The sequence below is a fragment of the Nocardioides sp. F233 genome, from assembly GCF_057813895.1.
Window position 1 is genome coordinate 20,610 of sequence record NZ_JBVASH010000007.1, and the last position, 13,895, is coordinate 34,504.

At 72.1% G+C, this 13,895-nt stretch carries 11 protein-coding genes; 9 read left to right on the forward strand and 2 right to left on the reverse strand.

Translation table 11 applies throughout. The annotated features are described in order from the left end of the window. Positions 1–5 precede the first annotated feature (5 nt). Entirely contained in the window at positions 6–1,307 is a 1,302-nt protein-coding gene (locus tag ACZYRU_RS22835) for a M1 family metallopeptidase (protein WP_488959397.1), read from the forward strand. Positions 1,308–1,488: 181 nt separating this feature from the next. On the opposite strand, the gene ACZYRU_RS22840 is transcribed toward ACZYRU_RS22835, so the two are convergent. After that, on the reverse strand, positions 1,489–2,778 hold the full coding sequence (locus ACZYRU_RS22840) for a citrate synthase (RefSeq protein ID WP_488959398.1): 1,290 nt from the start codon (positions 2,776–2,778) through the stop codon (positions 1,489–1,491). A gap of 314 nt (positions 2,779–3,092) precedes the next feature. On the opposite strand from ACZYRU_RS22840, the gene rplM reads away from it, so the two are divergent. From rplM to ACZYRU_RS22865, 5 genes are all read left to right on the forward strand, one after another. Next, on the forward strand, positions 3,093–3,536 hold the full coding sequence (gene rplM, locus ACZYRU_RS22845; RefSeq protein WP_488959399.1) for a 50S ribosomal protein L13: 444 nt from the start codon (positions 3,093–3,095) through the stop codon (positions 3,534–3,536). A gap of 22 nt (positions 3,537–3,558) precedes the next feature. Further along, positions 3,559–4,074, forward strand: a complete 516-nt coding sequence (rpsI, locus tag ACZYRU_RS22850) for a 30S ribosomal protein S9 (RefSeq protein WP_488959700.1) — start codon at positions 3,559–3,561, stop codon at positions 4,072–4,074. Positions 4,075–4,178: 104 nt separating this feature from the next. After that, entirely contained in the window at positions 4,179–5,534 is a 1,356-nt protein-coding gene (glmM, locus tag ACZYRU_RS22855) for a phosphoglucosamine mutase (protein WP_488959400.1), read from the forward strand. A gap of 98 nt (positions 5,535–5,632) precedes the next feature. Further along, complete coding sequence (locus ACZYRU_RS22860) at positions 5,633–7,843, forward strand: hypothetical protein (protein ID WP_488959401.1); 2,211 nt, start codon at positions 5,633–5,635, stop codon at positions 7,841–7,843. A gap of 10 nt (positions 7,844–7,853) precedes the next feature. Then, positions 7,854–9,242 carry a serine/threonine-protein kinase gene (locus ACZYRU_RS22865; protein WP_488959402.1) on the forward strand — a complete coding sequence of 463 codons (1,389 nt, stop codon included), beginning with the start codon at positions 7,854–7,856 and terminating at the stop codon, positions 9,240–9,242. Here the strand turns inward: ACZYRU_RS22865 and coaA are convergent. Further along, complete coding sequence (coaA, locus tag ACZYRU_RS22870) at positions 9,229–10,224, reverse strand: type I pantothenate kinase (protein WP_488959403.1); 996 nt, start codon at positions 10,222–10,224, stop codon at positions 9,229–9,231. The two genes, ACZYRU_RS22865 and coaA, sit on opposite strands and share 14 nt — an antisense overlap. A 74-nt stretch (positions 10,225–10,298) precedes the next feature. On the opposite strand from coaA, the gene glmS reads away from it, so the two are divergent. Genes glmS through ACZYRU_RS22885 form a run of 3 tightly spaced genes read left to right on the forward strand, consistent with a single transcriptional unit; the run spans position 10,299 to position 13,893 of the window. Further along, a complete protein-coding gene (glmS, locus tag ACZYRU_RS22875; RefSeq protein WP_488959404.1) occupies positions 10,299–12,143 on the forward strand; it encodes a glutamine--fructose-6-phosphate transaminase (isomerizing) in 1,845 nt (614 codons plus the stop codon). Positions 12,144–12,156: 13 nt separating this feature from the next. Continuing rightward, positions 12,157–12,510: a holo-ACP synthase gene (locus ACZYRU_RS22880; RefSeq protein WP_488959405.1), complete on the forward strand. Its 354-nt coding sequence runs from the start codon at positions 12,157–12,159 to the stop codon at positions 12,508–12,510. A 3-nt stretch (positions 12,511–12,513) separates the two neighbouring features. Next, positions 12,514–13,893: an NAD(P)H-hydrate dehydratase gene (locus ACZYRU_RS22885; protein WP_488959406.1), complete on the forward strand. Its 1,380-nt coding sequence runs from the start codon at positions 12,514–12,516 to the stop codon at positions 13,891–13,893. The last annotated feature ends 2 nt before the right edge of the window (positions 13,894–13,895 follow it).

The window sequence follows — 13,895 nt, forward strand, 5'->3', positions numbered from 1 at the left end:
GCCCCGTGCCGCTGCTGCCCACCGCTGACCCGTACCTGCCCGGCCACGGCGACCCGTCGTACGCCGTGCGGCACTACGACCTCGACCTCGCCTACGTCCCCGACGGCAACCGTCTCACCGGGACCGCGGTGCTCGACCTCGTCGTGCGCGAGCAGACCGCGCGCCTGGTGCTCGACCTCGCGCACCTGCGGGTGTCGAAGCTGCGGATCGAGGGCGCCCCGATCAAGAAGTGGTCGGCCCGCGACGACCGGTTGATCCTCCAGCTCGACCGCCCGGTCGCGGCCGGCGCGGAGCTGAGGCTGACCGTCGTCTACGGCGGATCGCCGAAGCCGGTCATCGACATGTACCAGGGCGATGCCGGCTGGGAGGAGCTCGAGGACGGCGTGATCGTCGCGGCCCAGCCGCACGGCGCCCCCACCTGGTTCCCCTGCAACGACCGGCCCGACGACAAGGCGACGTACCGGATCGCCCTCGCCGCGCCCGCCGGCTACACCGTGGTCGCCAACGGCACCCTCGCCGCCCACCAGCGCCGTGCGAGCGGCGAGCGCTGGACCTGGGTGATGGACCGGCCGATGGCGACCTACCTCGCGACCGTCCAGATCGGCCGCTACACGACCACCGAGCACGACGCCCGCACCCGCACCATCGGGCCGCCCGACGCCGACCTCGTCGACTCGTTCGACCAGCAGCCCGCCATGCTCGCCTTCTTCGAGCGCGTCTTCGGGCCCTACCCCTATGACGCCTACGCCGCCGTCATCACCGACGACGACCTCGAGATCCCCCTCGAGAGCCAGAGCCTGTCCACCTTCGGCCGCAACTTCTGCACCCCGGACTGGTCCCACGTGCGGCTGATCGCCCACGAGCTCGCCCACCAGTGGTACGGCAACGCCGTCACCCTGCGCCGCTGGCAGGACATCTGGCTGCACGAGGGCTTCGCCTGCTACGCCGAGTGGCTGTGGTCCGAGGAGAGCGACGGCCCGCGTACCTGCGACGAGTGGGCCCGCCACCACCACGAGCGCCTCACCGACCTGCCGCAGGACCTGCTGCTGGCCGACCCCGGCCCGGAGCTGATGTTCGACGACCGCGTCTACAAGCGCGGCGCCCTCACCCTGCACGCCCTGCGCGTCGCCGTCGGCGACGACGCCTTCTTCGCCGTCCTGCGCGACTGGGCCTCGTCCCGCGCGGGGGAGTCGGTCACCACCGAGGACTTCCTCGGGTTCGCGTCCGCGCACACCGGTGCTGATGTCGCGGCGGTGCTGCGGCCGTGGTTGTACGACGTCGCGCTGCCGCCGTACCCGCAGGGCTGAGCGGCCCGAAATGCGAACGACCCCGGTCACCAGGTGACCGGGGTCGCGTGTCCGACCGTCGTACGCAACCGGGCTGGGTTTCGAGACGCGTCGCTCGGTCCTCGCAGGCTCGGACCGAGCCGACGCTCCTCAACCTCCCGCCCTGGTCCACGGCCTCGCAAGCTCGGCCGTGGGGGCGTGATCAGGCCCAGCGCTCCTCGGCGGGAACGAAGGTCAGGCCGCGGTCGCCGGTGTAGATCTGCTTGGGGCGAGCGATCTTCTGCTCCTTGTCGCCGGTCAGCTCCAGCCACTGCGCGAGCCAGCCGGGCGTGCGGCCGATCGCGAACAGGACCGTGAACATCTCGGGCGGGAACTCGAGCGCCTCGTAGATCAGGCCCGAGTAGAAGTCGACGTTGGGGTAGAGGCGCCGCTTGACGAAGTACTCGTCCTCGAGCGCGATCTTCTCCAGCTCCTGGGCGACCTCGAGGAGCGGGTTGACCCCGGTGACCTCGAAGACGTCGTCGCACGCCTTCTTGATGATCTTGGCGCGCGGGTCGTAGTTCTTGTAGACCCGGTGGCCGAAGCCCATCAGGCGCTCTTCGCCGTTCTTCACGCCCTCGATGAAGGCGGGGATGTTGTCCTTGGTGCCGATCCGGCGCAGCATCCGCAGCACCGCCTCGTTGGCGCCACCGTGCAGCGGGCCGAAGAGGGCGCCGATGCCGGCGGCCACGGCCGAGTACGGGTCGACCTGCGAGGAGCCGACCGAGCGGACCGCGTTGGTCGAGCAGTTCTGCTCGTGGTCGGCGTGCAGGATGAAGAGCACGTCGAGGGCCTTCACGATGCGCGGGTCGCCGGCGTACTTCGACTCGCTCATCTTGAAGAGCATCGAGAGGAAGTTCTCGGCGTACGAGAGCTCGTTGTCCGGGTAGACGTAGGGCTTGCCCTGCGCGTGGCGGAAGGCCCAGGCGCCGAGGGTCGGCATCTTGGCGATCATCCGGACGATCTGGATGTGTCGGTTCTCCGGGTCCTCGATGCGGGCGGACTCCGGGTAGAACGTCGAGAGGGCCCCCACCGACGCCATCAGCATCCCCATCGGGTGCGCGTCGTAGCGGAAGCCCTCCATGAAGCCCTTCACGTTCTCATGCACGAACGTGTGGTAGGTGATCTCGTGCACCCACGCGTCGTACTGCTCCCTGGAGGGCAGGTCGCCGTGGATGAGGAGATAGGCCACCTCGAGGAAGTTCGACTTCTCCGCGAGCTGCTCGATCGGGTACCCGCGGTACTCGAGGATGCCCTTGTCGCCGTCGATGAAGGTGATGGCGCTGCGGCAGGAGGCCGTGTTCACGAAGCCGGGGTCGTAGGTCGCGAGGCCGGGCTCGTCGTCGTTGAGCTTGATCTGCCCGAGGTCCGAGGCCTTGATGGTGCCGTCGGTGATCGGGATCTCGAACTCCGCGCCGGTGCGGTTGTCGCGTACGGTGAGAGAGTCAGTCACCCTTGCAACCTAGTCGCCACCGTCACTGTGCCAAAAGGCGGTGTCCCGAAGCGTGGTTCCGGAGCCCGGGATTTGCCCCTCGGTGACGAGGGCACGTAGCCTTGCAGGTCGCGTCTTCTGCCGCTTCGTACGCCGCCCTCCGGGCCGGCCGTCGGGGCAGATCCGGATCGCTCATGGATCGTCGAGAGACGAGCGTGCGTGGGCCGGGCTGAGTTCGTCAGGAGACGTCGCCCGAGCGGCCCCCGCGGACCGTGACGGCAACCCGGGCGGCGACCGTCGTACGGGCAACGAACTAGCAAGGAAGGGTACGCATCATGCGCACCTACGCTCCGAAGCCCGGCGACGTCGAGCGCGCCTGGCTCGTGATCGACGCGACCGACGTCGTCCTCGGTCGCCTGGCTGTCACCGCCGCCAACCTGCTGCGCGGCAAGCACAAGGCGATCTTCGCTCCGAACGCCGACACCGGTGACTTCGTCGTCATCGTCAACGCCGACAAGGTCGCCCTGTCCGGCAACAAGCGTGCCGACAAGATGGTCTACCGCCACTCGGGCTTCCCGGGTGGTCTGACCGCGACCCCGATCGGCGAGGTCATCGACAAGGACGCGCGCAAGGCCGTCGAGAAGGCCGTGTGGGGCATGCTGCCGAAGAACCGCCTCGGCCGGCAGATGATCAAGAAGCTGAAGGTCTACAGCGGCCCGGCTCACCCGCACCAGGCCCAGAAGGCCGTTCCCTACGAGATCACCCAGATCTCCCAGTGACTTCTCGACAGATCTGATCGGACTGAGGACTTTCATCGTGACTGAGAACACCACCGAGGTCGAGGAGACCTTCGAGACCGACGAGCAGGGTGTCGCCTACACCAGCGAGACCTCCCCGTCGGCCATCGCCGACGACCGCCCCGTCACCGTCGCCCCCGGCGCCGCCACCGGTCGCCGCAAGGAGGCCGTGGCCCGCGTGCGGATCGTCCCCGGCACCGGCAACTGGACCATCAACGGCCGGACCATCGACGACTACTTCCCCAACAAGCTGCACCAGCAGGTCGTCAACGAGCCGTTCGCGGCTCTCGGCCTGGAGGGTCGCTTCGACGTGATCGCCCGCATCCACGGCGGCGGCATCACCGGTCAGGCCGGCGCGCTGCGTCTCGGCGTGGCCCGCTCGCTCAACGGGATCGACCTCGACGCGTACCGCCCGACCCTGAAGAAGGCCGGTCTGCTGACCCGCGACGCCCGTGCGACCGAGCGCAAGAAGGCCGGTCTCAAGAAGGCCCGTAAGGCCCCGCAGTACTCGAAGCGCTGATCTTCCCGGAGATCTCACGACAGGGCCACGCACCGCAGCCGCGGTCCGTGGCCCTGTCGCCATTTTCGAACCGAATTTCCACCGAACATCCGCAGGGGGAGCACGTGCCGCGCATCTTCGGGACCGACGGCGTCCGTGGACTGGCCAACGACAAGCTGACCGCCGAGCTGGCCGTCGACCTCGGCAGTGCCGCGGCCCGGGTGCTGGTCGAGCACGGCGGCTACAGCCGCCCCCGCCCGCTCGCCGTGGTCGGTCGTGACACCCGGATCTCCGGGCAGTTCCTCGAGCACGCCGTCGTCGCGGGCCTCGCGTCCGCCGGGGTCGACGTGCTGCGCCTGCGGGTGCTGCCGACGCCGGGCGTCGCCTACTTCACCGACGCGCTCGGCGCCGACGTCGGCGTCGTCATCAGCGCCTCCCACAACCCGATGCCCGACAACGGCATCAAGTTCCTCGCCCGCGGCGGCGTGAAGCTCGACGACGCCCTCGAGCGCGAGATCGAGGCCCTCCTCGGCCAGGACTGGGACCGCCCGACCGGCGCGTCCGTGGGCCGCGTGACGCCGTACGGACCCACCGTCAAGGAGTACGTCGACCACCTGGTCCGCACCCTCGACGCACCCATGGGCAAGCCGCTCGCCGGGCTCAAGCTGGTCCTCGACTGCGCCCACGGCGCTGCCAGCGAGGTCGGCCCCCGTGCGCTCAGCGCTGCCGGTGCCGAGGTCGTCACCATCGGCGCCTCGCCCGACGGTCTCAACATCAACGACGGCTGCGGCTCCACCCACCTCGAGCCGCTGCGCAAGGCCGTGCTCGAGCACGGCGCCGATGCCGGCTTCGCGGTCGACGGCGACGCCGACCGCTGCCTTGCCGTCGACCACACCGGTGAGGTCATCGACGGCGACCAGATCATGGGCATCCTCGCCCTGGCGCTGCGCGAGTCCGGCGGCCTGGTCGACGACACCCTGGTCGCCACCGTGATGAGCAACCTCGGTCTGCTCCAGGCGATGGAGCAGGCCGGCGTCACGGTCGTGCAGACCGCCGTCGGCGACCGCTACGTCCTCGACGAGATGCGCCGCGGCGGGTTCAGCCTCGGCGGCGAGCAGTCCGGCCACGTCATCATGCGCGAGCACGCCACCACCGGCGACGGCATCCTCACCGCGCTCCACGTCGCCCGCCGGATGGCCACCACCGGTCGTTCGCTTCGCGAGCTCGCCGGCGTGATGACCCGCCTCCCGCAGGTCCTCGTCAACGTCGCCGGTGTCGACCGCACCCGCACCGACGACCCGGCGCTGCTCGAGGCCGTGGCCGGCGCCGAGGCCGAGCTCGGCACGACCGGCCGGGTCCTGCTGCGCCCCTCCGGCACCGAGCCGCTCGTCCGGGTGATGGTCGAGGCGCCCACCGCCGAGCAGGCCGACGGGGTTGCGCAGCGGCTGGCGGACGTCGTACGGGAGCGCCTGGCGCTCTGAGCGTCCCCGCCGCCCTGGGTCTCGCCATCGCCTGAACAGGGGCCGTCCGCGCCACTAGGCTGACTCCCGGTCTCGGGATGACCTCGTGGGGGATGGGCATGACGAGACTGCGGGCACTTGCCCTGGCGACCGGAGGTGTCCTGGTCGGGAGCCTGCTGGCAGTGCTGGGGGCCGCGAGCCCGGCTGCTGCGGCGACCGGCTGCGACGCGCCGGGCCCCGGTCAGGTGCGGTTCACCTGGACGGGCGGCAGCGGTGCGTGGAACGACGCGGGAAATTGGACCCTCACCGGTGCCCAGACCGGGCACCGCGCGCCGACCTACTTCGGCGCCGATCCCACGACCGACGACAGCCTGCGCGGCTTCGTCTGCGTCGCGCCGGCGTCGCCGGTCACGATCGCTCTCGACGACAGCTCCCACGTGCACGTGCAGGCGCTCGAGGTCTCCAACGCGACACTCGTGGCGACCGGCGCCCGGGTGATGGTCTACGGCGCCGCGGGCACCCACACCTCGACGATCCACGCGGACGCCACCGTCAGCCTCCGCGGCAGCACCCTGGGCGGTCCCGGTCGGCTCGATGTCGAGGGGCGGGTGGTGTGGGGCGAGGCTGGGTTCGGGGTCGGCACCCTCGACAACGACCACTGCGCCGACTTCCCGGCTGGTCAGGCGATCGACGCGTGCCCGGTGACCACGACCGGTCAGCTGCGGGTCGCGTCCGGTGGTGTCCTCGAGGTCGCCGGACGGGGAGTGAACCTGTCCGACGGCTACTCCGTCGACGTCCGGTCGGGCGGTCGGCTGCTCGTCTCGGGAACGGGGTACGTCGCCGCCGACCGGGACACCGCGATCACGGTCGGCTCCGGAGGCGTGCTCGAGCTCGCCGGGGACGCCAGCGTGTTCGAGGGCAAGCCCAACGGCCAGCCGGCCACCGACCTCGCCGAGCTCACGAACGACGGGACCGTGCTCAAGTCGGCCGGCAGCGGGGCCAGCGCCCTGAACGTCGACTACACGGGCACCGGGAAGGTCGACGTGCGCAGCGGCGGACTCAGCATCGCGGGCACCGCACCGATCACCGGCGACCTGCGCGCCGGCGCCCGCCTCGGTACGGCGTCCTGCGGCGACTCCGGCCCAGCAGGCGACGCCGCTCGGCCGTGCCTGCCCGCCACGAGCGCGGAGGACCCCCAGATCGCGGTGCTCTCGCCGCAGCAGGCGGTCTCGGGCGTCGTGCTCCAGGAAGGCGCGACCCTCACCCAGGCCGGCGACCTCCAGCCCGCCGTGACGATCGAAGCACCGGCCGTGCCGAGCACGCTCTACCTCGAGCTGCAGGACCCGCGGCCGGCTGCCGAGCTGACGGTCTTCCGGTCCCGCCCCGGGCTGCAGCAGCGGATCCCGCTGTGCGGGGCCGGCGGCGCACTCCCGGCCGGGGTCACGGCCTGCATCGTGGGACGCCGCGGTTCCGGCGGGCGCTCCCAGCTCGAGGTCGTCACGGCCGATCCGAACGGGCTGTGGAGCCTGCGCCCCTCGGCCGTCGACTTCGTGCGCCTGGTCGACCCGCTGGTCGGGGCCCGCGAGGGCTGCGCGGTCAGCCAGCCGTCGTACCCCTTCGTCGCTCGGGAGCAGGTCCGGCTGCTGCAGGCCGGCCGCTACGCGCTCTACTTCTCCACCACGGAGAACGCCCCGGACGCGGGAGCACCGGTGCTCACCGGTGTCGCGGGGCCGGGCGTCACGCAGGTCCCGATCCCGGTGACCGGCACCGGGTGGGTGGCGGTCGTCGCCACGGGCGCCAACGGCCAGCCCGAGTCGACCGGGTCGTTCCGCGTGGTCGCGACGCCCGCGGTCAGCTTCCGAAAGCGCAGCCGCGCGGCGATCGCCGGCCGGCCGTTCGTCATCGAGGGCCGGGTGCGGCCGAAGGGGCGTCGTACCGTCGACCTGTACGCCGTCCGCGTCACCGGCAGCAGCGGGATCCTGGCTCGCACGAAGGTCCACGTGCGCACCGACAAGCAGGGGCGGTTCCGTGTCGTGCACCGGCCGAAGCGGGCCGGGCGCTGGGTGTACGCCGTCCAGGTCCGCGGCAAGGGCACACTGACCACCGCCATGTCGCGGCAGGCCGTCCGGGTGAGCGTCCGTGCGCCTGCACCGGCACCCGCGCCGACGGTGGTGCGCAACGTGCGGGCCGCGGAGACCACGACGACCGCCCCGTCCGCCCCGTCCCCCGGGACCGCGCCGCCGGTCGACCCGCTGGACCTGATCGGCCCCTTCTACCCGGGCCGCGTGCAGCGGGCTGCCGTGGCCTGCCGGTTCCAGGTGGGCCGGTGAGGTGCCGGTGATGTTCGGTGTGATCGCGGACCGCTACGAGCTGCTCGAGATCGTCGGCAGCGGCGGCATGGGTGTCGTCTACCGCGCCCGCGACCGGGTGCTCGGTCGCACGGTCGCGGTGAAGGTGATCCGCCGGGAGCTCGCCGACGAGGAGTTCGTGCGCCGGTTCGAGCGCGAGGCCGCGATCCTCGCGCGGGTCCGATCGCCGCACATCGTCGTGGTCTTCGACTACGGCAGCAGCGACGGGCAGTTCTACCTGGTGACCGACTTCCACGCCGACGGGGACCTGGTCGCCTGGCTCGAGCAGCACGGCCCGATGCCGCCCCGGCTCGCGGCGGAGGTCGCCGCAGCGGTTGCGGAGGGCCTCGCCGATGCGCACGCTGCCGGCGTGGTCCACCGCGACGTGAAGCCCGGCAACGTGCTGCTGTGGCGGCGCGGTGAGCAGCTGCTCCCGGTCCTCGCCGACTTCGGCATCGCCACCGCCGAGGACGGCGGGCTCACCGTCACCGGCGGCGTCCCGGGCAGCCCGCCGTTCATGGCGCCCGAGCGGCACCTCGGGCACGTGGCGACCGCGGCCACCGACGTCTACGCCCTCGGCTGCCTGCTCTACAACCTGCTGACCGGCCGGCCGCCGTACGACGGCACCAGCTTCCAGGCCGCGAACGCCCACATCAACGACCCGGTGCCGCACCTCCCGGCCGACCTCGATCGCGTCGAGGGCCTCGACGCGATCGTCGCGCGGTGCATGGCCAAGGCGCCCGAGGACCGGTACCCGACAGCCAGCGAGGCCGCCGAGGCGCTGCGGGCGTGGATCGCGGCCGGGACGCCGGTCTCGACCGCGCCGGCCACCGTGACGACGACGCCGGCGCTCCCGCCCGAGCCCGAACCGGTACGCCGGCGGGTGCTGCCGTTGCTGGTGGCTGCCGTCGTCGTGGTCGCCGGGCTCGGTGCCGGGGCATGGTGGTTGCTGGGGCGGGACGAGCCGTCGCCGTCGAGGCCCTCCGAGCCGCGGCTGACCATGTCGGTGGTGCCCGAGGCGGCCTGCAGCTATCCGAAGACCGTCGACGGGAGGACGAGCACGGTGGACTGCGCATGGTTCAACGTCCACGTGAACGGGCTGGCGCCGGACGCCTCGGCCACGGTCGAGGTGCGGCTCGGGATCAACGGGAAGTACGCCTCCGAGGTCGCGCGCTACGACGGCACGATCGATGGCAAGGGCAGCCTCGAGGTCGGCCAGCACGAGACGCCGACCGACTACGCCGGGCTCTGCCCGGACCGCCGTTGCCCGGGCGGGTTCCCCCTGGCGAACGACGCCACCGACGCGCGTGTGACGGTCCGCGGTGCGGACGGCGTCCTCGTCGAACGGGAGTTCTCGCTCGGCGAGGTCAGATCTTCCTGAGCCGCACGTACTGCACCGCGTGGTCCGCGGCCTTGCGCAGCACCAGCGTCGCGCGGGACCGGGTGGGCAGCACGTTCTCGGTCAGGTTGGGCCCGTTGATCGAGTCCCAGATCCGGCGCGCCTCGTCGACGGCGGAGTCGTGGCTGAGCGCCGCGTACCGGGCGAAGTAGGAGTTGGGGTCGCGGAAGGCGGTCTCGCGCAGGCGGAGGAACCGGTCGACGTACCACTCCCGGATGTGGTTGGTGTTGGCGTCGACGAAGATGGAGAAGTCGAAGAAGTCCGACAGGCCCAGGCCGGTGCGGCCGTCCTCGCGGGTGCGAGCGGGCTGCAGGACGTTGAGGCCCTCGACGATGACGATGTCGGGCCGCTTCACGACGACCTTCTCGTCGGGGACGACGTCGTAGACCAGGTGGGAGTAGACCGGCGCCTCGACCTCGTCCTTGCCGGACTTGATGTCGATGACGAACTTGAGCAGCTTGCGGCGGTCGTAGGACTCCGGGAAGCCCTTGCGCTGGAGCAGGCCGCGCGCCTCGAGCTCGGCGTTGGGGTAGAGGAAGCCGTCGGTGGTCACCAGCGCGACGTTGGGGTGCTCCGGCCAGCGGGCGAGCATCTGCTGCAGCACGCGCGCGGCCGTCGACTTCCCGACCGCCACGGAGCCGGCGAGGCCGATCACGAACGGCGTGCGCGGGGGAGTACGACGGTGCAGGAACTGCTCCTGCTCGTGGTGCAGCCGGGTCGCGGCGTTGACGCGCAGCGACAGCAGCCGGGAGAGCGGCAGGTAGACGTCGCGGATCTCGTCGAGGTCCAGCGAGTCGCCCATGCCGCGCAGCCGGACGACCTCCTCGCTGGTCAGCGGGCTGCCCTGCTGGTGCCACTCGTGGGCCAGGTCGGCCCAGGTCGCGCGGTCCAGCTCGACGTACGGCGAAGCCTCCCGCGACGACTCCTCGCCGTGGTGGGTGTCCGCCGGGGTGCCCGTCGTCATGGCGCCGATTGTTCCAGCCGGGCTCGGAGGCGGGTCCGGCGCGTCCCCGATCCGGACCCGTAGACTGGCCGATCATGTGCGGGATCGTCGGATACGTCGGGCCTCAGTCGGCCCAGGAAACCGTCATCGACGGTCTCCGCAGGCTCGAGTACCGCGGCTACGACTCCGCGGGCGTCGCCGTCGTGAGCCAGGGCACGCTGACGGTCGAGAAGCGGGCCGGCAAGCTCGCCAACCTCGAGAAGGTGCTCGGTGAGCAGCCGATGCCGGTCGCCGAGGTCGGCATCGGGCACACCCGGTGGGCCACCCACGGCCCGCCCAACGACGTCAACGCGCATCCTCACACCGGCCCCGCCCGCCGCGTGGCACTGGTGCACAACGGCATCATCGAGAACTTCCTCGACCTCCGCGCCCGGCTCGAGGCCGACGACCACGAGCTGCTCTCCGACACCGACACCGAGATCGTCGCCCAGCTCCTCGAGCTGCAGGTCCAGTCCGGCGAGGACCTGACCACCGCGATGCAGCGGGTGTGCCAGACCCTCGACGGCGCGTTCACGCTGGTCGCGATCGACGCCGAGGAGCCCGGCAAGGTCGTCGCCGCCCGTCGCAACTCCCCGCTCGTCGTCGGGCTGGGCGAGGGCGAGAACTTCCTCGGCTCCGACGTCGCCGCCTTCATCGAGCACACCCGCGAGGCGCTCGAGCTCGGCCAGGACCAGATCGTCGTGATGACCCGCGACGCCGTCGAGGTCACCGACTTCTGGGGCCGCCCGGTCGAGGCGCGCCGCTTCCACGTCGACTGGGACCTGTCGTCGGCCGAGAAGGACGGCCACGACTGGTTCATGCGCAAGGAGATCTTCGAGCAGCCGCGGGCCGTGGCCGACTCCCTGATCGGCCGTCGTACGCCGTCCGGGCAGCTGCAGCTCGACGAGATGCGGCTGGCCGACGAGGAGCTGCGCGACGTCGACAAGATCATCATCATCGCCTGCGGGACGTCGTTCTACGCCGGCATGGTCGCGAAGTACGCCATCGAGCACTGGACCCGCACCCCGGTCGAGGTCGAGCTCGCCTCGGAGTTCCGCTACCGCGACCCGATCATCGACTCCACGACGCTGATCGTCGCGATCAGCCAGTCCGGCGAGACCGCCGACACCCTGCAGGCGATCCGCCACGCCCGCTCGCAGCGCGCGAAGGTGCTGGCGATCTGCAACACCAACGGCTCCTCGATCCCGCGCGAGTCCGACGCGGTGATCTACACCCACGCCGGTCCGGAGATCGGAGTCGCCTCGACCAAGGGGTTCTTGACCCAGCTGGTCGCCTGCTACCTGCTCGCGCTCTACATCGCGCAGGTCAAGGGCACCCGGTTCGGCGACGAGATCGACGAGATCATGCGTCACCTCGAGGCGATGCCCGACCACATCGAGACCGTCCTCGGCACCGCCGAGCAGGTCTACGCGCTCGCCGCCGACCACGCGACCACCCGCTCGGTCCTCTTCCTCGGCCGCCACGCGGGCTACCCGGTCGCGCTGGAGGGCGCGCTCAAGCTCAAGGAGCTGGCCTACCTCCACGCCGAGGGCTTCGCCGCCGGCGAGCTCAAGCACGGCCCGATCGCGCTCGTCGAGGACGGATTGCCGGTGCTGTGCGTCGTACCCCCCAAGGGGCGCGACCACCTCCACGGCAAGATGCTCAGCGGCATCCAGGAGGTACGCGCCCGCGGCGCCCGCACGATCTGCCTGGCCGAGGAGGGCGACCACTCCATCGAGCCGTACGCCGACGCGTTGATCCGCCTGCCCAAGGTGCCCGTGCTGCTGCAGCCGCTCGTCTCGATCGTCCCGTTGCAGCTGTTCGCCTGCGAGCTGGCCACGGTGCTCGGCCACGACGTCGACCAGCCGCGCAACCTCGCCAAGTCCGTCACGGTCGAGTGACGGGGGCGACCTGATGCCCGTCGTCGGCGTCGGCATCGACGTGTGCGAGATCGCCCGCTTCGAGGAGTCCTGCCGCCGTACCCCCGCCCTGGTGACCAAGCTGTTCACCGAGGCGGAGCGCGGCCTCCACATCCGCTCCCTGGCCGCCCGGTTCGCGGCCAAGGAGGCGCTGGCCAAGGCGCTCGGCGCCCCGCGCGGGATGTCGTGGCACGACGCCGAGGTGGTCTCGGAGGACTCCGGGCGGCCGCGGTTCGTCATCCGCGGCACCGTGCTCGCCGAGGCCGACGCGCTCGGCGTCACCTCGGTGCACCTCTCGCTCACCCACGACGGCGGCATCGCGTCGGCCGTCGTGGTCCTGGAGTCGTAGGTCATGCTCCGCGCCCACACCGTCGAGCAGGTCCGGGCCGCCGAGGCCGACCTGCTCGCCCGGCTGCCCGAGGGCGCGCTGATGCAGCGCGCCGCCGCCGGCCTGGGGTACGCCGTGCTCGACCTCCTCGGTACCGCCTACGGCCGTCGGGTGCTGCTCCTCGTCGGGTCCGGCGACAACGGCGGCGACGCGCTGTACGCCGGCGCGCTGCTCGCCCGGCGTGGGGTCCAGGTGGAGGCATGGCTGCTGTCCGCCAGCGCCCACGAGGGCGGGGTCGCCGCGCTGCGGGCGGCCGGTGGACGTCTCGGCACCCCGGGGCCGGGCCGGTTCGACGTGGTCGTCGACGGGATCGTCGGCATCGGCGGTCGCCCCGGCCTGCGCCCGGAGGCGGTCGCCGCCCTCGCCCACGTGGCGGGGACCCCGGTCGTGGCCGTCGACACTCCCTCCGGGGTCGACGTCGACACCGGCGAGATCGACGGGCCTCACGTCGTCGCCGACCTGACCGTCACCTTCGGCACCCACAAGCCCTGCCACCTCGTCGACCCGGCCGCCCGGGCGTGCGGCGCGGTCCACCTCGTCGACATCGGCCTCGACCTGCCCGAGGCGCAGGTCGAGGCGCTGCAGGCCGCCGACGTGGCCGCGCTGCTCCCGCGACCCGCGGCTGACGCCCACAAGTACACCCGCGGCGTCGTCGGCGTCCGCGCCGGCTCCGCCACCTATCCCGGCGCCGCCGTGCTCAGCGTCTCCGGCGCTGCCTGCGGGCTCGCCGGCATGGTCCGGTACGACGGCGACCTGGCCGCGCTCGACCAGGTCCGCGCTGCGCACCCCGAGGTCGTCGGGCCGGGCCGGGTGCAGGCCTGGGTGGTCGGCTCCGGCAGCGACTCAGGAGCCGAGGACGCCGTCCGCCGCTCCGTGGCCGACGACGTCCCGCTCCTGATCGACGCCGACGCCCTCGCCTTCGCCGGCCTGGCCCGCAGCCGCCCGGCCGTCCTCACGCCCCACGCCGGCGAGCTGGCCCGGCTGCTCGACGTCGAGCGCGCCGAGGTCGAGGCGCGGATGCTCGAGCACGCCCGGCTCGCCGCCCGCCGGTACGACGCCGTCGTGCTGCTCAAGGGCCGGCACACCGTCGTCGCACGCCCCGACGGACGGGTCCGGGTCACGACCACCGGCACCCCCTGGTTGGCGACGGCCGGTGCCGGCGACGTCCTCGGCGGCCTGATCGGCGCGCTGCTCGCGGCCGGCCTCGGCCCGTTCGACGCCGCGTCGGCCGGTTCCTGGCTGCACGGCGCTGCCGCCACGCTGGCCGCCCAGGGCGGCCCCATCGTCGCGAGCGACGTGGCCACCGCCCTGCCGGTGGTGCTCGGGACGTTGGTGGGACGATAGAA